Annotated in this window: 17 protein-coding genes and 1 pseudogene; 9 read left to right on the top strand and 9 right to left on the bottom strand. The window is 61.7% G+C overall.

Annotation, left to right across the window (positions count from 1 at the left end; all coding sequences use genetic code 11):
• The first annotated feature begins 48 nt into the window (after positions 1–48).
• The 4 genes from FHT09_RS15980 (at position 49) to FHT09_RS15965 (ending at position 2,704) form a co-directional block, all read left to right on the top strand.
• The gene (locus FHT09_RS15980; protein ID WP_104607604.1) at positions 49–522 is read left to right on the top strand and encodes a nuclear transport factor 2 family protein; all 474 of its coding nucleotides are present in this window, start codon (positions 49–51) and stop codon (positions 520–522) included.
• A gap of 364 nt (positions 523–886) precedes the next feature.
• A complete protein-coding gene (locus FHT09_RS15975; RefSeq protein ID WP_184417009.1) occupies positions 887–1,270 on the top strand; it encodes a SymE family type I addiction module toxin in 384 nt (127 codons plus the stop codon).
• Between the two features lie 746 nt (positions 1,271–2,016).
• Positions 2,017–2,427 carry a DUF4279 domain-containing protein gene (locus FHT09_RS15970; RefSeq protein WP_104607569.1) on the top strand — a complete coding sequence of 137 codons (411 nt, stop codon included), beginning with the start codon at positions 2,017–2,019 and terminating at the stop codon, positions 2,425–2,427.
• Between the two features lie 163 nt (positions 2,428–2,590).
• Complete coding sequence (locus FHT09_RS15965; protein WP_104607568.1) at positions 2,591–2,704, top strand: SymE family type I addiction module toxin; 114 nt, start codon at positions 2,591–2,593, stop codon at positions 2,702–2,704.
• An 82-nt stretch (positions 2,705–2,786) separates the two neighbouring features.
• On the opposite strand, the gene FHT09_RS20470 is transcribed toward FHT09_RS15965, so the two are convergent.
• Both FHT09_RS20470 and FHT09_RS15955 read right to left on the bottom strand, forming a co-directional pair.
• Complete coding sequence (locus FHT09_RS20470; RefSeq protein WP_308686697.1) at positions 2,787–3,596, bottom strand: peptidoglycan-binding domain-containing protein; 810 nt, start codon at positions 3,594–3,596, stop codon at positions 2,787–2,789.
• A 552-nt stretch (positions 3,597–4,148) separates the two neighbouring features.
• The gene (locus FHT09_RS15955) at positions 4,149–4,709 is read right to left on the bottom strand and encodes a hypothetical protein (protein ID WP_221230796.1); all 561 of its coding nucleotides are present in this window, start codon (positions 4,707–4,709) and stop codon (positions 4,149–4,151) included.
• Between the two features lie 165 nt (positions 4,710–4,874).
• Between FHT09_RS15955 and FHT09_RS15950 the strand changes: the two genes are divergently transcribed.
• Entirely contained in the window at positions 4,875–5,222 is a 348-nt protein-coding gene (locus FHT09_RS15950; protein ID WP_104607565.1) for a SymE family type I addiction module toxin, read from the top strand.
• A gap of 178 nt (positions 5,223–5,400) precedes the next feature.
• On the opposite strand, the pseudogene FHT09_RS20465 reads toward FHT09_RS15950, so the two are convergent.
• The 3 genes and pseudogenes from FHT09_RS20465 to FHT09_RS15940 all read right to left on the bottom strand — a co-directional run.
• Positions 5,401–5,599: pseudogene (locus tag FHT09_RS20465) on the bottom strand (hypothetical protein); the annotation flags it as partial.
• 332 nt (positions 5,600–5,931) lie between these two features.
• A complete protein-coding gene (locus FHT09_RS15945; protein WP_181141479.1) occupies positions 5,932–7,485 on the bottom strand; it encodes an N-acetylmuramoyl-L-alanine amidase in 1,554 nt (517 codons plus the stop codon).
• 215 nt (positions 7,486–7,700) lie between these two features.
• A complete protein-coding gene (locus tag FHT09_RS15940) occupies positions 7,701–7,955 on the bottom strand; it encodes a hypothetical protein (protein WP_146096604.1) in 255 nt (84 codons plus the stop codon).
• 280 nt (positions 7,956–8,235) lie between these two features.
• On the opposite strand from FHT09_RS15940, the gene FHT09_RS15935 reads away from it, so the two are divergent.
• Together FHT09_RS15935 and FHT09_RS15930 are read left to right on the top strand one after the other, a co-directional pair.
• Positions 8,236–8,589 (top strand): SymE family type I addiction module toxin, encoded by a 354-nt coding sequence (locus FHT09_RS15935; RefSeq protein ID WP_184417007.1) that lies wholly within the window; start codon positions 8,236–8,238, stop codon positions 8,587–8,589.
• A 220-nt stretch (positions 8,590–8,809) separates the two neighbouring features.
• On the top strand, positions 8,810–9,376 hold the full coding sequence (locus FHT09_RS15930; RefSeq protein ID WP_104606697.1) for an RNA polymerase sigma factor: 567 nt from the start codon (positions 8,810–8,812) through the stop codon (positions 9,374–9,376).
• 134 nt (positions 9,377–9,510) lie between these two features.
• Here FHT09_RS15930 and FHT09_RS15925 read toward each other — a convergent pair whose 3' ends face one another.
• From FHT09_RS15925 to FHT09_RS15910, 4 genes are all read right to left on the bottom strand, one after another.
• Positions 9,511–9,816: a hypothetical protein gene (locus FHT09_RS15925; RefSeq protein WP_181141364.1), complete on the bottom strand. Its 306-nt coding sequence runs from the start codon at positions 9,814–9,816 to the stop codon at positions 9,511–9,513.
• Positions 9,817–9,919: 103 nt separating this feature from the next.
• Positions 9,920–10,207 (bottom strand): hypothetical protein, encoded by a 288-nt coding sequence (locus tag FHT09_RS15920; RefSeq protein WP_219842991.1) that lies wholly within the window; start codon positions 10,205–10,207, stop codon positions 9,920–9,922.
• A 224-nt stretch (positions 10,208–10,431) separates the two neighbouring features.
• Complete coding sequence (locus FHT09_RS20105) at positions 10,432–11,667, bottom strand: hypothetical protein (protein WP_258077242.1); 1,236 nt, start codon at positions 11,665–11,667, stop codon at positions 10,432–10,434.
• Positions 11,668–12,037: 370 nt separating this feature from the next.
• Positions 12,038–12,703 (bottom strand): hypothetical protein, encoded by a 666-nt coding sequence (locus FHT09_RS15910; RefSeq protein WP_104606645.1) that lies wholly within the window; start codon positions 12,701–12,703, stop codon positions 12,038–12,040.
• A gap of 362 nt (positions 12,704–13,065) precedes the next feature.
• Here FHT09_RS15910 and FHT09_RS15905 point away from each other — a divergent pair, with 362 nt between their 5' ends.
• Positions 13,066–16,182, top strand: a complete 3,117-nt coding sequence (locus FHT09_RS15905; RefSeq protein ID WP_104606646.1) for a maltotransferase domain-containing protein — start codon at positions 13,066–13,068, stop codon at positions 16,180–16,182.
• On the top strand, positions 16,179–19,529 hold the full coding sequence (treS, locus tag FHT09_RS15900; RefSeq protein WP_104606647.1) for a maltose alpha-D-glucosyltransferase: 3,351 nt from the start codon (positions 16,179–16,181) through the stop codon (positions 19,527–19,529). The genes FHT09_RS15905 and treS overlap by 4 nt, the downstream gene beginning before the upstream one ends.
• The last annotated feature ends 11 nt before the right edge of the window (positions 19,530–19,540 follow it).

The following is a 19,540-nucleotide window of genomic DNA, read 5'->3' as shown; positions in this document are numbered from 1 at the left end:
GGAATAATTCTGTAGTCAACCAACGAGGCTCTAGAAGAATTGAGACATATGAGCCGATCAGTCATTGCCTTTTTTGTCTTCAGTCTCGTGCTTGCCACGGGGCCATTGCATGGTCAGAACGTCACAGAAAGAACCAAGCCAATAGCGGTTCCCAGCATTGAGTTACCGCCCGAACTTGATCGAGTACTTCGCGACTATGAGCGCGCATGGCGTAAGGGCGACGCAGGCGCGCTTGCTGCACTATTTGCGGAAGATGGCTTTTTGCTGCAGAGCGATCATCCTCCAATCCGGGGCAGGGCAGCTATTCAAGCGGTCTATGAAGGTAGCAGCGGAGGTCCGCTACGTTTGCGCTCACTCGGTTTTTCCGCCGAAGGTAATGTCGCCTACATCATAGGTGCGTACGGCTACGGAGACGCACCCGGCGACATAGGAAAGTTCACCCTCACGCTGCATCGAGCGCCCGGCAAACCGTGGTTGATCTTCTCGGATATGGACAATCTCAATGCTTCGGCCAAACGGTAATCCGCTGCATGGTGCGAGGCGAGTAAACAAGGTGGAGCGATCTACATGTTCTCCGTAGTGGCCGCACTCAAAAATTACCGTCACTTTGTAGCTCGGAATAGTTGACATCCCAACAAGCCCGCAGCAAGCTTCACCACAAGGAGCGTAGAAACTCCTCTAAGAGCGGTACCCACCTCCGTCAAACCGGTGGGTTTTTTGTGCCTGCAGCGTCTTGCGGGTGCAACCGACGCGATGCGTGCGTCGGGAGGGCGGCTAATACAACACCCTTCGGGGAAATACGCCCGCCGACTCTTAGCGGTTTCTAACCTCCCGACATCCCGTCGCCACCCGGCGGCGGGGCCTGTTCGTCAAGGAGGGCTTTGCCATGCGTCGATCCACGTCCCGTCCCAAGTCAGCGCGCAAGCGCGCCAAGGTGCCGCCGCCCACCGAGGTCGTCTGGCGCTCGCTCGACCCAACGATCAAGCCGCGGCCATACGTCGAGCGCACCCCCATCCCCGAGCCCCGCCCCGACCCTAGCAAGCCGCGCCGCCCAGGCCACCCGCGTGCCCCGCAACGCTGCACCGTCGGCTACGGCTACTACCCCGACAGCCACCAACGCATCCCCACCCTGCGCCTACGCGGCCGCTGGCTCGAACAACTGGGCTTCACCATCGGCAGCAAACTCCACATTCGCATGCGCAACGGCGAGCTGGTCGTCACCGTGGCGGATGATGGCGAGAAGGCGACAGACAAGGCGGCCAACAATTGACGGTAGGCACCGACTCGACGAGCATCATGCGGACGCAGGCTGCACACCAGCATGCGTAGCGCTGTGCTGGAGATGGTGCTTTGACTACGGGGGTACCCTAAAAACTTATCCAAGCCGAAGTTGCTCCGCGACTCGGCTTTACACACAGGCTAGGTCATACTTTGAAAGCAATGAAACGAGCGAATTTCTTTATCGCAGTATTGTTGGCAGTTGTCGTCGCGGCGTGCTCTCGTCCAATCGCTCCGTTCTCATCTGCACACTTTGATCAGTCTGTATCACAGCAGAGCCGCTATCCGCTGGCAGCAGAGCCATCGCTTGTCGGAACTTATTCAGGGCGGTCGAAGTCCGGGGGGGGGGCTACTTCTATGACCACGTCCTTGAGTACAGGGTCTGGCTCCATCCCGAGCAGGGAGCGGCGCCACTGGCTGGAGACGATGACTACTTCGCCGCGTTCGCGCAATACGAGTCGGCATTGGCCTTCTCGCAGGCGCACAGGGGTGCCGAGGCACCCGTGGTCTTGGTGCGGCAGCTGGAATCGATCAATGAACCCAGTCCAGGCGTCTATCAGCACCAAAGCGGCGCACGAATCACTGAGTGGCAGCCTCAATGGCTGCCTGGATCCAAGCGCGAGCCTGATAGCATCACCGAGTTCCTGGCCGCGCATGCGTCAACGCGGAAATAAGCCTGGTAGTTCGTCCAAGCCGACGCCGCTTCGCGGTGCGGGTTAATTCAGACATTGGGATCCAATGGGAGCACTAGAGTATTCCGTAGCAACACTCCGATTCTTTGGAGACGACCTGGTGCCCGACGAGATCAGCGCGTTGCTTTTGGGCAGCCCAACGGCCTCCAGGCATAAGGGGCAAGAACTTAAGTTGAAGAACGGCACAGTGCGCATTGCCAAGACTGGCAGCTGGAGACTGACTTCAACGCAACGCGAGCCTGAGGACCTCGAGGCACAGATCTTCGAAATCCTGAACCAGCTCACCCAAGACTTGACTGTGTGGGAATACTTGAGCAATCGCTATCAGCCTGACTTGTTCTGCGGCATCTTCATGGCCGGGAGGAATGACGGTTTAGCACTTTCCGCTAAAGCCCTGTTGGCGCTTGGACAAAGAGGCATTTCCTTAGACTTGGATATCTATGACCCAACCCGCTAGAGATCCAATGTCGCGTCAGAAAATTCATTCAAGGCAAACCTGCTTTGGGAGCGGCTGAACTCAAAACGCCAGATCTGCCCCAAGGTGCCGCCACTCACCCACATGCCCCGCAACACTGCACCGTCGGCCAAGGCTATTACTTCACCAGCAACCACGCATCTCCATGCTGCGCCCACGCGGCCGCTGGCTGGAACAACTCGGCTTCACCATCGACAGCAAACTCAACATCCGCATGCGCAACGGCGAGCTGGTCGTCACCGTGGCACCTACGGAATAACGCTGGCGCGCCGCGTACACAAACGCGTACACAAATTCGTTGGGTTAGGCCTGGTATGCCGCCGGTGAGCGGGGTTGCGACCTCACACCATTCGATGAGGTGGAGTAATCGAAGGTTCCTGTTGCTGTTCTTGCTGTTGCGCTTGTTGCTGTTGCCGTTGCATCTCGCCAAGCGCCTGCAACTGACTCAGTGACTGCTCTACTGGCCGTGCGATGGCGTCGCTTGTTTTCATGTGCGCCATCAGGTGGGTAGGGTTGTCGAGCGCCCCTTGAACAACAAATACGTTCTCGCCCTGCCGCACAGAACTTGTCTCGGTACTCAGCACGATGTGATCGATCCTTGATAGCCTGTTATCCCTGGCCAGATACGCGCTGCTTGCTGCCAGCCGGGCACTGTTGTCGTCATAGTCACGGCCTAGTCCCTGTTCCAGGCGGCGCACGGCATCTTCTGCCTGGCGATGGAGTGGGTCTTGTGATTGCATGGCCCCCTGGATGTTTTGATACGTCGGCGCAGCGTTGTAATCGTCCTTGTTCACCTCTGGCGGGAACGTGAGCGGAGCAATCTGCTGCAACGTTGCAGGGTCGATGTCTCCGGTCTGGGAGAGGCCATGCGCTTGCTGGTAATTGATAACGGCAGCCTGCATCGAAAGGCGGTAGACGCCATCTTCTTGCAGCGGCTGATTGTCAGCACCTCGAAAGCCTTCGGCATTCAATGTCTGCTGCACCTGCCGCACCATCTCCGACGACTCACCGATACGGATTGTCCCGTCATCCACGAACGGCCTGGGCTCGATGCCGTGGTCCCGTCTCGCTGCATCGATGGACAGACGGCCACTTACGAGGTCGCCGACATAGTTTTCGTAATGTTGGTAGTAACGGCTATCCACTTCCATGTGCACGTGGATTGCGCCTGTCGCCTGCTTGCCTTGTACCCCCAGCGCCTGGCCATACTCGACCTGGTCACCCTCCTGCACAAGGAGAGGGGACATGTGACGGACACGCAGGATGACATCGCCCCCTTCCCGATCCAGCACATCGACCAGGCCGGTTTTCGCGTTGACCGTGCCCACGACACCAGCAACAGGCGATGGAACATCCTGTGCCCTTGACGCAGGTCCAGAGGGCATTGCGGAGTCTTCAAGGATGAAATCTTTCTTCAGCAATACCTGGCTTGGGCGAAGGCCATAATCGTTGTTCGCTTTGGCGACCTCGATTTCTTGGATCTCACCGCCAACCAGCGCCAGCGTGCGTCCAGCTTGCCCGCCAACCACTGTGCCATTGACCAGATGCGCACCGCTGTTGCTGTTGGGATGGTGCGTGACCAGGCCATCGAAGTTCTCGACAGCCTCGTTGTGATAACCCTTCTCCGCATCCCACTCAAGTTGAATGACGCGATAAGGGACCTGCTGTGTTGCATCCTGTGCGTCCATGTGCCCACTCCCTGGTTAGTCCCTCAGGTTGATCGCGCGAGCCAGGTACCAACAGCCCTGGCTCCGTCTGAAAACGTAGGTATCTACTTCGTACTCCATGCCGAAGTCCACACTGCGGCCGTCACCGGCCATCGTCTGGATAGACACAGGGTATCCCACCTTACTTTGGCGCTCTGGCTTCATCTCCCCTGGAACGACTCGATCAAAGACCTTCGCATCCTTGAAATAACGATACGGGAACAGCTCTAGGCGGGAGAGGCCTGTTCGCTTGGAGAGATGCGTGGCGGGTGACGTATCCGTTTCTTTTTCGACCGTGTGAGTTGGCACCTCATATTCCAGCGGATCGTCGGTGAAGCTGCGACGCACGCTCTCGTCGGCAGAATCCGCATAGCGTTGCAGAAACGTGCCGAAATCTTTGGAGGGGCAAGACACAACCGGAGCCTTTGCAGCGTGTTGACTTGCATGCTCGCGCTGTGACGCGGTGGCGGGTGCAGGTGAGGTACACCCCGCTACTGCGGCGCAAAGCAATCCAGCGAATGCTACATAGGCCTTTCGGTGATTGGCACCCATACCCATTATTCCTTCCGAGTCTTGGCTGTTGGCGATGCAGATTGCCGGAAGTATCCGTCAAGTGCATTCGTTTCCGTATGTCTGCCGGAGTTCTCGCAAGGGTATCCGACTGCAGGACGTTGTGCGAATCGAACCCCGCGGCGGGGCCTGTTCGTCAAGGAGGGCTTTGCCATGCGTCGATCCACATCCCGCCCCAAGCCCGCGCGCAAGCGCGCCACGGTGCCACCACCCACCGAGATCGGTTGGCACTCGCTCGATCCCTCGATCAAGCCGCGGCGCTACCTCGAGCGCACCCCCATCCCGGAGCCCCGCCCCGATCCCAGCAAGCCGCGCCGCCCAGGCCACCCGCGTGCCCCGCAACGCTGCACCGTCGGCTACTACCCCGACAGCCACCAACGCATCCCCACCCTGCGCCTACGCGGCCGCTGGCTCGAACAACTTGGTTTCACCATCGGCAGCAAACTCCACATCCGCATGCGCAACGGCGAGCTGGTCGTCACCGTGGCACCTGCAGAGTGACCAACCAGCCGCACCCCGCGCTCAGTGCGTGCACCCCGCAGTTGGAGTGTCGACTCCCCGATCGACATGATCGCGCCAAAGTTGCGCACCAGCTTCCGGTAGTCGGCCTGGATCTCAGCGGAGTAGCACATGCCAGTCCCTCAGCAGTCGCGGTCGCGAGTCGCGGTCGCGAGTCGCGGTCGCGGTTGTCCAGGCCATGCCAGGCGAGGATCTCATCGAGCCGCCGGGAGACGAATTGGGTATCGTCGCCCGTGATGGCGCCGTCCTCGATCACGTCGGCCATGCCGGCAAAGGCCTGCTATAAAGTGGCAACGGTCGGGGCTGCTCTTCAGCAGCGCGGGCACTGCGACATCGTGCCACGCAGGTTGGGTGGCCACTTTGGCACCGCGTACGGCATGGGTAGATTGCCCTGACCCACGCAGCAGCGGGCTCAGCAAAAGGCTACCTCGCATGTAGGATTTCCTCCCACTCGGATGTAGCGGTACGGTCATATCAGAGACGCATAGCCGCAAACGAAGAGCTGGCCTCCCGGAGCACGGCTTTGGCTTACGTGCGCTGACGCCTTGGCTAGTCACTGTAGCGGCATCACGGCAAGACATGTTGCCTGCCGATTCACGACATCTTTAAACGACTCGCCAGTAATAAATTGCTAAAAAAGCCTCTCCACGGTTTCGCGAAGAGGCTTTTGAAATCCACAATAATCAGTGTTTTATTTTTTGCAGGTAACGCTGTGCTCATAGGTCGACACCACTTGATCAGCGTCGGTCATTGTAGCTTTTAGTTTTGCAGAGAGCGTCGTTGAACCGCCGGGCCGGCAAGTGAAATCCATCGTCAGCCCGCTGGCATCAGCGATTGTCTTCGTCGCACCGCTGCAACTTCCACTGCAAGAAGTTATTTCTGATTTATAGACAATTGGATAACGAGGAGACCCTTGAATTAATATAGGAGTCTTCTGCAACCCACTTCCGTAGGTAAACGTAACATTCGGGATTGACGTAATTTTGAACGGCGCACAAGTAACGCCATCCCTATCTAGCCGATAGCCTTTTTCGACCCCCTTCATTGCGGCAGTAATAAATACCGGATCCTGAAGCGCGGCAGCATCATCTACGTTCGTGTGGAATCCGGTCTCCACAACAACTTTTTTGATATCAGGGAAACCACTATTTTCACCGTAAGCTTCACTTTCGCGCGGTGCCTCGTCAACATGGTAATCAGAATAAGCCGGGACCGCATGAATTTGCTCTTTCATCGCACAAAGAATGCTTTGACCCAATGCGTAGTCATTGGGGCGATCAGTTTTAACCAGTACCCACGTTCCACGCGCGTTTGGGTTGGTTTTGCTGCCGTTAGTATGCAAGCTGATCAAAGCATCCGCCCCGACCTCGTTGGCATAGCGCGGTCGTGAATTAATATCCTTATTATACTCACGCATAGGATCATTAGGGCTTGCCGTCACACCCCAGATATCAGTCCGTCCAGGATAGACCCTTTCGAGATTATATCTCGCAGCCATCTCCCACCACGGCCTCTTGGTCGTCGAATTGATCGTCGTACTTCTGGTCCTGGGCTCGTACACATCATCCTCACTCCGTGTTGTCACGAGCGCAGCGAGCTCAACCACGTGAGACGGAGTCAAGAGATCTTCAATGATCCCGTTCCATTTGTCTGGTCGCTGATACTCCCACCTCTTGTTGCCGTGGTTGTAAAAAAGTCCATGGGAAGCAGAAATTACAACCTTTTTAGGTTCAACTATTGATGCTCTTATTTTTTTTTTTGGCTTAAGCGTAGGATCTTCGGGCTGGACCTCTTCCATCGATCGGCCGTCGAAAGTAAAGATCACCGGAGCGTTGCGGAAATCCACCGACAGCACTGGATCGATAACTTCGACATAGAGCTCCTTCATCTGATCCCGTCGATTCTCCTCAATCCTTGCCGGCTTGGGCGGGAGAAAACCTTTACTCAAATCCACTATCAACTCGCCCTTGCCGCTCACGCTAACGCTGTTAACTAAGATTTGTTTCTCTTGGTCCCAAATTCGACCCATGTGGTTGTCTATGTACTTCTGCAAGTCCAGCTTCAAGGCGTGCGTCAAAGCGGCTTGCGTCTGACTATCCACCGAGGCCAAACTGACTCGGCTGGTATTCTCTTGCGCAATAGCCGGGACGACTGACGCAGCCGAAACCCCTAAGAGAATTGCCAAAACAAGAATCGTGCGGCCGCAGCTGCCCTTACGCTCACAACTTCCATATCGAATAAACATCATCTCTCCAAGACTCATAGCCGACGCCGTCGCACTGTGGCTACCACGTAGGCCCCACCCCCTGCATGTCAGGTATAGCACATGCCTTAGACATTTTTTTGACTGCCAAGTACAAATCGATCACCTAACCGAAAATTTGTGAAACGCCATAGGATTTGCAATGGCATGCGCGTAGGAAATTCCCTGCCGCCGAAGATAAGCCGCAACTTCTGCGCTCACTCGGTTTTTCCGCCAAGGATGATGTCGCCTACATCATAGGTGCGTACGGCTACGGAGATGCGCCCGGCGACATAGGAAAGTTCACTCTCACGCTGCATCGGGATTCCGGCAAGCGCTGGTTGATCTTCTCGGACATGGACAATCTCAATGCTTCGTCCAAGCGGTAGTCCGCTGCATGGCGCGAAGCGAGCAAGAACAGGCGCGATCTGCATGTTCTTCGTAGTGGCCGCACTCAAAAAAATCACTGTCACTTTTTAGCTCAAAGCAGTTGACATCCCAACAAACCCGCAGCAATCTCTACCACAAGGAGCGTAGAAACTCCTCACAGAGCGGTACCCACCTCCGTCAAACCGGTGGGTTTTTTGTGCCTGCAGCATCTTGCAGGTGCAACCGACGCGATGCCTGCGTCGGGAGGGCGGCTAATACAACACCCTTCGGGGAAATACGCCCGCCGGCTCTGTGCGGTTTCTAACCTCCCGACATCCCGTCGCCTCCCGGCGGCGGGGCCTGTTCGTCAAGGAGGGCTTTGCCATGCGTCGATCCACGTCCAGTCCCAAGCCAGCGCGCAAGCGCGCCACGGTGCCACCGCCCACCGAGGTCGTCTGGCGCTCGCTCGACCCCTCGATCACGCCGCGGCGCTACCTCGAGCGCACCCCCATCCCCGAGCCCCGCCCCGATCCCAGCAAGCCGCGCCGCCAAGGCCACCCCCGCGCCCCGCAACACTGCACCGTCGGCTACGGCTACTACCCCGACAGCCACCAACGCATCCCCACGCTGCGCCTACGCGGCCGCTGGCTGGAACAACTCGGCTTCACCATCGGCAGCAAACTCAACATAAGCATGCGCAACGGCGAGCTGGTCGTCACCGTGGCACCTGCCGAGTGACCAACCCGCCTCCGCGCGTGTACCCCGCAGTTGGAGAACTCGCATGGTGAATGACACCCTGGCCGGCACCTTCGGCACATCCCCGCGCTTCGGCAACACATGGATGCCGCTGCCAGCCGAACGCGCAACCACTACCTGCACCGCCTGGCATCGGCGCAGCGGCTCAGGCACAACCGCCACTACATGCACGGCGGACGTCGCACATCCGCGCGCCGCAGTTATGCGCGGCTACGCCCGTGTACGCCACACCACGCGTTGGCGCGTACGCGAGGAGCCGGCAGCGGGCAGAGCGCGTTTCGACCAGGCCATCGGCCTGTTGCATGCCGACCTGCTCGCCTACATGCACCGGCGCCTGCGTGACCGCGACACCGCCAACGACCTCACTCAGGAAACGCTGCTCCGCCTGCTGGCCTACCGCGACGCGCCCGACATCGGCGACTACGCACTGCTGATGTACCGCATCGCGCACAACGTGGTGCTGGAGCATTGGCGCACGCGCCACCGCCACCGCCGCCACGCCAACGCCCACGTCGCACTGGACCTGATCGCACCACTGGCCGCAGACGGCGCTCATGTCGACCAGATCGCCGACGCCCGCCGCATCCTGCAGCACCTGCACACCCACACGCTGCCCGCACTACCGCCCAGATGCCGCCAGGCCTTCATCCTCAACCGCATCGACGGCCTCACCTACCCGCAAGTGGCCGCAGCCATGGGCATCTCGATCAAGATGGTGGAAAAGCACATCAGCCGCGCACTGGCCGCGTGCCGGGCTGCTGCGCAGTGATACGCCCGGGGGCGTTGCCTGCCGGATGAGAACATCAGGATGCATCCTCGCCGTGTTGTACACGCATGCCGGTGCGCTACGACCAGCAAACATCGACGCAGATAAAAAACCCTGCCGAGGCAGGGTTTGATGCATCAGTAACCGGATCCATAAGGATTGACGGCGTCAGCCCTGGATGGTTCGTAGATTGGCTGTGGTGCTGGCTGGCGATAAGTGTTCTGTTCTTTATACGGATCGACAGTTCCAATTTTTCCGGTGTATGGATTCACGTTCCCACGTGTCGAATAATTGTCGAGCGTTGTGCTGTTGGCCGCACTGCGATAGTGAGGTTGCACATAAGTGCCATCAGCGCGGTGGTAACCATTGACACGGGTCTGCGCGCACACTGACGCGGAGGCGAGCGCTACCACGACCGCCAAAACGATCTTTGCCTTTTTCATGGATGTTTCCTCGTAACTACTTGATGGTTATGCAGGGCCGCAGAAGACGAACGACGTAAGGGCCGTTTGGCCCGAATGGTGTGGCCAGCTTGGGCCATCAGCTTCACTGTGCTCCAGCTCGGTAGTCGGCAATCATTGCCTTGGTCACGTCCTTTGGGTAGCACAACGGGGCGTAGCCACCACCACGGCTATATGCGCTTCTACCGCCGCAGCTGCTGCCATTGCGTGCCGCGTTGTACGGGCAGGGGCAGTTGCCGGGATATGCATTGATCGATTGTTGAATCAGCAGCGTCCTGATGTTGGCATCAGACAACGCTGTAGAAGGTCCTTTGGCAAGTGCGTGTGGCGCAAATGTCATTGCCAACGCAAGCAAGCAGAACTGCAGTCGCATGGGTTCGTCCTAATGGCGCACGTAAGGTGCGCACCAGAGCATGCAAGCCCTGTTCCCGCGTCTTATCGAGTTCGCTCTCACATGCGCTGTAAATGGCTGTGCTCGCCTCCTGCCGTATCCAACCCATACGCCTCGATCGCTCAGGCGGTCGACATGCCAACCAGTCCGCCAATCTGGTTGGCTTTGGCACTACCAGCGCGGTTTTCGTGTGCTAAGGCAGGTACTCATTTATTGAGCACCTCGGTTGTCCATATCTGGTCGTAATCCGCGTTGTGCGCCTTGGTAAAACCGTGGGCATCGCTGAATCCATCATCGACCTTCTGGCCATCCTTGTAGATCACGTAATGGCGCCCGCCGGCAGCCTGGTCGCCGTGGTAATGCAGCTGCATCCGGTACACCAGCCTGCTCTCTTCTACTGCTGGCGTCGCCTGCTGCTGTTCAACGCTGCTGGCTAGTTGCTGTATCTGCAACAGCGGTGTCGTCTGCTGCGGGTGGGCCACAACCCAGCTTCTGAACTTGGCTTGGTCCTGCGCTGACGCCTGCCCGGACGCTGGCCAGATATACAGGAACGTTGCCGGCGTACCAGGCGCTGTACTAATGGCCGGCATGTGCCACTCATAGACCTGGTGCTTGCCGTCGGCTGTCGTCATCTCGAGCAGGCTGGCGCTGCCTTGCGATGGGGTGCTGGCGGCGACCGGCAGTTCACTGATCGGTACCAGGCCGGAGTCCGGTACGGCGCCCGCCAGTGCCAGTAGCAGGTCGCGCTGGTTTGTCACTTCCTGCGCGTTCAACGACAGCGAGCGCAGGTAGCGCGAACGCAGACTGAAACGGTAGCGCGCTTCCTGCAGGGTGAATTCCCCTTCGACCCTGGAAGCTTCGTGCCAGTCGTGCCCCGGGGCCAGATTGACGGCGCCATGCATGACGCAAAACCCCTGCTGGGACTGTGCCGCTGGCGGGAAGGGCGATGCGCTGCTGGTGATCGAGGCCAGGATTTCCTTGGTGCGCCGTTCGGTGATGTCCTGCAGGCGGCTGATCGCCGTCTTCTGGAAGCGAAAGGTGGTGCCGTCGCGATGGGCGAAGCCGGTGACCTGTACGACATTCGGGTCGAGCGGCAACGCGTCTTCCGCGTGTGCGACGATGACCCTGCCATCATCCTGTGCCAGTGTTTCCACCGGCTTGATCAGTTGGCGCACCTTGCCATCGCTGGCCGATGCTTGTGCGGTCAGCAGGCGCTGCGCATAGCTGGCCGCGTCTTCGCGGTAGGTATCGATGTCGCCCCAATAAAACTGCGCGGAACTCCCCAGAAAGTGCAGGGGCACATCGGTCGTCACGGCAAGACGCCCGATGCAGTAACTGGTGTTGACGGGATTGTCCGCCGACGGCAGCAACGATTTGTTGGTGGTGTTGGTTGTGCTGCAAGCGGCAAGCAACGCCATGGCAGCAAGCAGCGGTGCGCGCATCAAACGCGTGGCGGAACGTCTCAACGCAATTCCTTCAAAACAGCAATCGACAATGATAAATGACGCCGGTCTACGCGGTGCGTCACCCCTGAAAAGGTCTTCTGGCGCGTCCTGCTGCTATCACCGTCCATTGGACTGATTGCGGGATCGAGCGAGCCGAATTCGTTCTGGTCGTTGCGGGCCACCGTAAACCGCACTGCACCGCTTGGCATCGGCTTTTATGCCGCGCGGTGGTAGTGATGGCGTGCGTGCTTCCATTGGTTGGGGCGTGTAGGACTGCGTTGGGATGGGCCGGTGGTTGGAGGTCGCGCAACCACCTGTGCGCCTTCCCCTGCAGGAGTGCGGCGCACCGGGGTGGCTAGGTTTGCGATTACCTCTTTCGGTATACCCCGCCGAAGGAGACGTTCATTCCGCCGCATTCCAGGTTGTCGTCGGCCAGCAGCATGTCGCCCACCAGTTGCAGGCGAACCTTGCACGTGTCTTCGTTGACCTCAACGCGGTTGCCTTCTGGATAGCCGCGCGCGGTGACCGAGCCCGTGTGCGGGCCGCCCGGCGTCTGTTCCGGGTCGGGAAAGGCGCTGGGCCAGTACGCATCGCCGTTGACGGTGATGCTGCCGTCTGGGTTGGTGGTCAATTGCAGCGTGTTGTCGCCGTCGTGCCAGTGGCCATTCCACGCCTGCGGTGTGGGCGTGGCAGCGCTTGGCTGCATCTGCAGGCTGGACTGTGCGACCCAACCAGCATTGCCGCCTCCCTTGTTGGGATAGAGCACGCAGACGTACGCATTGCGGCGCTGCGCCGTCAGGACGATATCGTTCTTGACCACGTAGGCGCGTCCCTGGCATGCGGCCCCGCCCTTGTCCGGACAGCCATCGGTGTCCTTGAGCAGATACAGGCGCGGCGGGATGACCTTGCCGAGCGAGAACGCCACCGGCGCGCTGGTGAACAACCCGTTGCGGCAGGTAACGTCCTCGTCGGCAGACGCGGCGTGGACCAGCGGCGATACGCCCAACAGGGCAAGCATCCAGGCCTTATGCATGGCAATCACTCCAAATGTGGAGCGATAGTGTGCGGCAAGACGACCGGTTTTTCAGCAGGACCGTGTCACCACACGCCATGCGTGCCACAGCCGCGCTTGTTTGATTTTCGTCAATTCCACCGACACATGAAATTCGCAGTGGGGGTGCTTGACTGCAGCGGTCAAGAATCGTTGCGGAGTTGCGCATGAGTGCAGTCACGGTAGGAAGGGTCGACCAGGGATCGGGTAGAGACGGGTCGATCCGGACGGGAGTTGGACTGGTGCGTCGTGACCGAGCGCCGGCGGATCTGCGGGGTGGGTCGGCCCGCATCGCTTTCTTTGGCACGGCGCGCGTACGCGCCGTGGTCGGTTGAGGGGGCGCCATGCGGATCTGTGTTCTCAATGAGGCAACCGGCGAGCAGGCCGGGCTGGAGCAGCGCTGCAAGTCGGCGCGCGAGGCGGGCTTTGATCATGTCGTGCTCGCGCCGCCATTTGCACGCGATGCCGAAGGCCGGCTGAGCGAGGTTGCCACCACCGGCGAGGAAGACGCGCAGCGTCTGCGCGAGGTGGTGCAGGCCGCGCACCGGGCCGGCGTGAAGCTGCTGCTCGATGTGCGCCTGGACGAAGTGGGCGGCGCCAGCGCGGTGGTGCGCGACAACCCGCAGTGGTTCCGGGCACGCAGCACGGCGGTACCGGACCCGCGCCAACCGCGCGCCACGCCCGAAGTGGCCGAGGCACGCTTTACCTATGCGCAGGAAGGTGCGGCGCTGGTGGAGTGGTGGAGTGCGCGTTTGCTGGACTGGGCCTCGCAGGGCGTGGCCGGCTTCCGCCTGTTGCAGCCGCAGCAGGTGCCGGCGCAGCGCTGGCGCGAGCTGATCGCCCGCGTGCATGCACAGGCACCGGAGGTGGTGTTTGCGGCATGGACGCCGGGCCTGGGCATCGAGGCCTTGCAGCAGCTGGCCGGTGCCGGGTTCGACGTGGGGTTCTCCTCGCTCGCCTGGTGGGACGGCAGCGGCAGCTGGTTCTTCGACGAAGACACGGCGCTGCGCGCGTTGGCGTCGCAGGTCGTGGCGGTGGTGGGTGCACCCGATGGCAAACGTGCGGCCACTGCCGGGCAGCACTGGCAACTGGCCCAGGCACTGGGCGGGGCGTGGCTGCTGGACGAGACGCAGCTGGAGACGTTGCCGTTGTCGATCAGGGCCAGCGATGGCGTGCCGCCCAGCAATGCCGGCTTGCGGTTGCGACCGCTGTTGCGCGAGGGCACCGGCCTGACGGCGGTGGCGATCGAGCCGCTGGGCGGCTTGCCGTCGCTGCTGTTGATCAATGGCGATGCCGATCATGTGGTGCCGGTCCCGGCGCCGGATCTGCTGCGCCTGCTCGGCGATGCCGAAGCACTCGTGGGCGAGGATGGCAGCACGCTCTCCGGCGCGACGCTGGAAGCACTGGAGCCGGGTGAGGTGCGGGTCTATCGCAGCGTGCCCGCACGGCACGTGCTGGCGGTGCCGCGCATGCGCCCGCGCCCGCAGACCGCGGCCGCCTGGCCGCGGGTGTGCATCGAGTCGGTGACCCCGTCGGTCGATAACGGCCGCTTCCCGGTCAAGCGCACCGTGGGCGACCGCATCTGCGTGGAAGCCGATGCGTTCTGCGATGGGCACGACCGTATCGCGGTGGCGGTGCTGTGGCGCCCGGCCGATGCCAAGACCTGGGCCAGCGCGCCGATGCGTGCGTTGGGCAACGACCGCTGGCGTGCGGAGTTCCCGCTGGAGCGCATCGGCACCTATGAGTTCCGGGTGGAAGGCTGGCGCGATGTGTTCGCCACCTTGCATGCGGATCTGGAAAAGAAGCGCGCCGCCAACACGGTGCTGCCGGTGGACGTGCAGGAAGCGGTGGCCGTGGTGCAGGCCGCGCACGCGCGCAGCAGCGGTGCCTTGACCGAGCGCCTGCAGGCCATCCTCACCCGCATCGGTGCGCAGAGCGAGCCGCTGCAGCAGCTGGCGATCGTGCTGGAGCCGGACACCGCGCAGGCGATGGCCGCGGCCGACGACAAGCCGTTCCGCTCCGAGACGCCGGTGACCTTCCGGGTGGAATCCGAGCGACGCGCGGCGCATTTCGCCAGCTGGTACGAATTGTTCCCGCGCTCGCAAAGCGGCGATCCGCAACGGCACGGCACCTTCGACGATGTGATCGAGCGGCTGGCGCATATCCGCGCGATGCACTTCGACGTGCTGTACATGCCGCCGATCCACCCGATCGGCGCGAAGAACCGCAAGGGCCGCAACAACTCGGTCACTGCGGTCGATGGCGAGCCGGGCAGCCCGTATGCGATCGGCGCGGCCGATGGCGGGCATACCGAGGTGCATGCCGAGCTCGGCGGGCTCGAAGGTTTCCGCAGGTTGATCCAGGCTGCGCGTGCGCACGGGCTGGAAGTGGCGCTGGATTTCGCCATCCAGTGCGCGCCGGATCACCCGTGGTTGAAGGACCACAAGGACTGGTTCACCTGGCGCGCGGATGGCTCGATTCCGTATGCGGAGAACCCGCCGAAGAAGTACCAGGACATCGTCAACGTCGATTTCTATGCCAGCGGTGCGGTGCCGGACCTGTGGAACACGTTGCGCGATGCGGTGCTGTTCTGGGTCAACGAGGGCGTGACGCTGTTCCGCGTCGACAACCCGCATACCAAGCCGTTCCCGTTCTGGGAGTGGTTGATTGCCGATATCCGCGGGCGCCGGCCGGATGTGGTGTTCCTGTCGGAGGCCTTCACCCGGCCGAAGATGATGTACCGCCTGGCCAAGTGCGGTTTCTCGCAGTCCTATACCTACTTCACCTGGCGCAACCACAAGCACGAGCTGCAGGAGTACGTGGAAGAGTTGAACCAGGGCGTGCCGCGCGAGTGCTTCCGTCCGCACTTCTTCGTCAACACGCCGGACATCAATCCGCTGTTCCTGCAGACCAGCGGGCGCAACGGGCATCTGATCCGCGCCGCGTTGGCGACCACGCTGTCGGGGCTGTGGGGCATGTATCAGGGCTTCGAACTGTGCGAGGCCACGCCATTGGCGCCGGGCAAGGAAGAGTACCTGGATTCGGAGAAGTTCCAGCTGCGCGCCTGGCCCGAGCGTGCGCCCGGCGACATCGTCGATGAGATCACCCGCTTCAATCAGCTGCGCCGCATGCACCCGGAGCTGCAGTCGCACCTGGGTACGCGCTTCTACCAGGCGCACAACGACCAGGTGCTGTACTTCGGCAAGTTTCTGGATGCCGGCTACCTGTCGCGCAGCCGCAGCATGGTGTTGGTGGCGATCAACCTGGACCCCAACGCTGCGCAGGATGCCGCAATCGAAGTGCCATTGTGGGAGTTGGGCCTGCCCGATCACGCCAGCGTGGCGGTGGACGACCTGTGGGACGGCCATCGCTTCACATGGCAGGGAAAACAGCAACACATCCGTTTAGAGGCGACGCGGCCGTTCGCGTTATGGCGCATCCGCGCAGGAGAGGTCGCATGAATGCAGTCCCATCGTTACAAGCCGACGCGGAACAGTCCGCGGTGGTTGCAGACCAGCTTTGGTACAAGGACGCGATCATCTATCAGGTGCACGTCAAGTCGTTCTTCGACTCCAACGACGATGGCATCGGCGATTTCCCGGGGCTGATTTCCAAGCTGGATTACATCGCCGAACTCGGCGTGGACACCATCTGGCTGCTGCCGTTTTACCCCAGCCCGCGCCGCGACGACGGCTACGACATCGCCGAATACATGGCGGTGCATCCGGATTACGGCAGCATCGAAGACTTCGAGCAGCTGGTGGCGCAGGCGCATGCACGCGGCATCCGCATCGTCACCGAGCTGGTGATCAACCACACCTCCGATCTGCACCCGTGGTTCCAGCGCGCACGCAACGCGCTGGCCGGTTCGCCGGAGCGCGACTTCTATGTGTGGTCGGACACCGACCAGGAATACGAAGGCACGCGGATCATTTTCTGCGATACCGAAAAATCCAACTGGACCTGGGACCCGGTTGCCGGGCAGTACTTCTGGCACCGGTTCTATTCGCACCAGCCGGACCTGAACTTCGACAACCCCGCGGTGCTGGAAGCGGTGCTGGAAGTGATGCGCTTCTGGCTGGACCGCGGCGTGGACGGGCTGCGCCTGGATGCGGTGCCGTACCTGATCGAGCGCTCCGGCACCTCCAACGAGAACCTGCCGGAAACCCACGCGATCCTGCGCAAGATCCGCGCCACCCTGGATGCCGAATACCCGGACCGCATGCTGCTGGCCGAGGCCAACATGTGGCCGGAAGACACCCAGCAGTACTTTGGCCAGAACGCCGACGAATGCCATATGGCGTTCCACTTCCCGCTGATGCCGCGCATGTACATGGCGATCGCACGCGAAGACCGCTTCCCGATCACCGACATCATGCGCCAGACCCCGGAGATTCCGGAGAGCTGCCAGTGGGCGATCTTCCTGCGCAACCACGATGAGTTGACGCTGGAAATGGTCACCGACTCGGAGCGCGATTATCTGTGGCAGACCTATGCCGCCGACCGCCGCGCACGCATCAATCTGGGCATCCGGCGCCGGTTGGCGCCGCTGCTGGAGCGCGACCGCCGCCGCATCGAGCTGATGACCTCCCTGTTGCTGACCATGCCCGGCACGCCGGTGCTGTACTACGGCGACGAGATCGGCATGGGCGACAACATCCATCTGGGCGACCGCGATGGCGTGCGCACGCCGATGCAGTGGTCGATCGACCGCAATGGCGGTTTCTCGCGCGCCGACCCGGCGCAGCTGGTGCTGCCACCGGTGATGGACCCGCTGTACGGCTTCCAGGCGGTGAATGTGGAAGCGCAGATCCGCGACCAGCATTCGCTGCTGACCTGGACCCGCCGCGTGCTCAGCGTGCGCAAGCGCTACCAGGCCTTCGGCCGCGGCAGCCTGCGCTTTCTGTATCCGGGCAACCGCCGCATGCTGGCCTACCTGCGGTGCTACCAGGACGAGACGGTGCTGTGCGTGGCCAACCTGTCGCACACGCTGCAGGCGGTGGAGCTGGACCTGTCCGAGTTCGAAGGACGCGTGCCGGTGGACATCATCGGCGGCGGTAGCTTTCCGCCAGTCGGGCGGCTGACCTATCTGCTCACCGTGCCGCCGTTCGGCTTCTACGCGTTCCAGCTGGTCAGCGAGGGCACCTTGCCGGACTGGCATGTGCCCAGCCCGGTGCCGTTGCCGGACTACCGCACGCTGGTGTTGCGCAGCGACACCGACGAGAGCAACGCGCTGTTGCCGCACCTGCCCACGCTGGAAGCGGAGATCCTGCCGGCCTGGTTGTCGGCACGGCGCTGGTTCTCGGCCAAGGATCAGGCGCTCAAGCACGTGCGCATCTCGCGCCGTACGCCGCTGCCGGGCGCCGAGCCGATGAGCCTGCTGGAGCTGGAGGTGGAGCTGGAGGATGGCCGCCACGAGAGCTACATGCTGCCGGTGGGCATCGTGTGGGAGCGCGACCAGCCCAGCACGCTGGCCGAGCAGCTTGCGCTGGCGCGCGTGCGCCAGGGCCGCGAGGTGGGCTACCTCACCGATGCCTTCGCGCTCAAGCCGATGGTGCGCGGGGTGATCGACGCCTTGCGCGACAACGCCGCGCTGGACTTTTGCGATGGCGACGACGTCTCGCAGCAGGGGCAGGTGCGCTTCGAAGCGACACCGGCGCTGGCCACGCTGGAGATCCCGCAGGATCCGGACATCCGCTGGCTGTCGGCCGAGCAGAGCAACAGCTCGCTGGTGGTGGCCGACAAGGCGGTGTTCAAGCTGCTGCGGCATGTGGCCAACGGTGCCAACCCGGAGATCGAGATCGGCCGTCGCCTGACCGAGATGGGCTATGCCAATGCCGCGCCCTTGCTGGGCAGCGTCAGCCGCATCGATGCGCATGGCACCATCACCACGATCGCACTGCTGCAGGGCTTCATCCGCAACCAGGGCGATGCCTGGCGCTGGACGCTGGACCATCTGGCACGCAGCTTCGACGAGTACGCCACCGCGCAGACCGACGAATCGCGTGCCGAAGCCATCGCCGGCTACGATGCCTTTGCCGCGGTGGTCGGCAAGCGCCTGGCCGAGTTGCACGAGGCCTTGTCGCGCGACACCGACGATGCCGACTTCGCCCCGCAGCGTATCGATCTTCCGACCGCCAACGATGTGGTGGCCGGCGTCGCACGCCAGGTCGAAGAGATGTGGGACACGGTCAATGCACGCCTGGCCGGCAGCGACGATGCGACCGAACGCGAAGCGCTGCAGGCAGTGCTGGCCGAGCGCCCGCAGCTGGATGCCTTGCTCGCCCAGGCACCGAGCGTGCTGGCCGATTCCTTGCTGACCCGTGTGCACGGCGATTTCCACCTGGGCCAGATCCTGGTGGCCTTCGACGATGTGGTGCTGATCGACTTCGAAGGCGAGCCGGCCAAGCCGCTGTCCGAGCGGCGCGCCAAGGCCAGCCCGCTGCGCGATGTGGCCGGCTTCCTGCGCTCGCTCGATTACGCCAGCGAAGTGTCGGCACGCGGCGAAGAAGGCACCGCCGCGCGCGCCGGCGTGGGCGTGGACACGCATCTGGACGAGTTCCTGGTGCAGTTCCGCCGCCGTTCCACACAGGCGTTTCTGGACGCGTACCATGCCGTGCTCAATGCCAGTACGCACCCGTGGATCGCACCGGCAGCGTTCAACGCGGCCACCTTGCTGTTCCTGGTGGAGAAGGCCTGTTACGAGGTGCGCTACGAGGCTGCCAACCGCCCCGGCTGGTTGATGGTGCCGATCGAGGGTTTGCGACGCATCCTGCACCGTGCGCGCGCTGGTGCGGGAGACACATGATGAGTGGAGTG

The organism is Xanthomonas sp. CFBP 8152 (assembly GCF_014199025.1).
Taxonomy (GTDB): domain Bacteria; phylum Pseudomonadota; class Gammaproteobacteria; order Xanthomonadales; family Xanthomonadaceae; genus Xanthomonas; species Xanthomonas arboricola_B.
The sequence above is the reverse complement of the archived record's forward strand: the minus strand, read 5'-3'. Positions and strand labels throughout refer to the sequence as shown.

Bases quoted from the DNA above. Each gene is read 5' to 3' on its own strand.
- FHT09_RS15980 (WP_104607604.1), top strand. From the start codon at position 49: ATGAGCCGATCAGTCATTGCCTTTTTTGTCTTCAGTCTCGTGCTTGCC.
- FHT09_RS15975 (WP_184417009.1), top strand. From the start codon at position 887: ATGCGTCGATCCACGTCCCGTCCCAAGTCAGCGCGCAAGCGCGCCAAG.
- FHT09_RS15970 (WP_104607569.1), top strand. From the start codon at position 2,017: ATGGGAGCACTAGAGTATTCCGTAGCAACACTCCGATTCTTTGGAGAC.
- FHT09_RS15965 (WP_104607568.1), top strand. From the start codon at position 2,591: ATGCTGCGCCCACGCGGCCGCTGGCTGGAACAACTCGGCTTCACCATC.
- FHT09_RS20470 (WP_308686697.1), bottom strand. From the start codon at position 3,596: ATGGAAGTGGATAGCCGTTACTACCAACATTACGAAAACTATGTCGGC.
- FHT09_RS15955 (WP_221230796.1), bottom strand. From the start codon at position 4,709: ATGGGTATGGGTGCCAATCACCGAAAGGCCTATGTAGCATTCGCTGGA.
- FHT09_RS15950 (WP_104607565.1), top strand. From the start codon at position 4,875: ATGCGTCGATCCACATCCCGCCCCAAGCCCGCGCGCAAGCGCGCCACG.
- FHT09_RS15945 (WP_181141479.1), bottom strand. From the start codon at position 7,485: ATGTTTATTCGATATGGAAGTTGTGAGCGTAAGGGCAGCTGCGGCCGC.
- FHT09_RS15935 (WP_184417007.1), top strand. From the start codon at position 8,236: ATGCGTCGATCCACGTCCAGTCCCAAGCCAGCGCGCAAGCGCGCCACG.
- FHT09_RS15930 (WP_104606697.1), top strand. From the start codon at position 8,810: ATGCGCGGCTACGCCCGTGTACGCCACACCACGCGTTGGCGCGTACGC.
- FHT09_RS15925 (WP_181141364.1), bottom strand. From the start codon at position 9,816: ATGAAAAAGGCAAAGATCGTTTTGGCGGTCGTGGTAGCGCTCGCCTCC.
- FHT09_RS15920 (WP_219842991.1), bottom strand. From the start codon at position 10,207: ATGCGACTGCAGTTCTGCTTGCTTGCGTTGGCAATGACATTTGCGCCA.
- FHT09_RS20105 (WP_258077242.1), bottom strand. From the start codon at position 11,667: ATGCGCGCACCGCTGCTTGCTGCCATGGCGTTGCTTGCCGCTTGCAGC.
- FHT09_RS15910 (WP_104606645.1), bottom strand. From the start codon at position 12,703: ATGCATAAGGCCTGGATGCTTGCCCTGTTGGGCGTATCGCCGCTGGTC.
- FHT09_RS15905 (WP_104606646.1), top strand. From the start codon at position 13,066: ATGCGGATCTGTGTTCTCAATGAGGCAACCGGCGAGCAGGCCGGGCTG.
- treS (WP_104606647.1), top strand. From the start codon at position 16,179: ATGAATGCAGTCCCATCGTTACAAGCCGACGCGGAACAGTCCGCGGTG.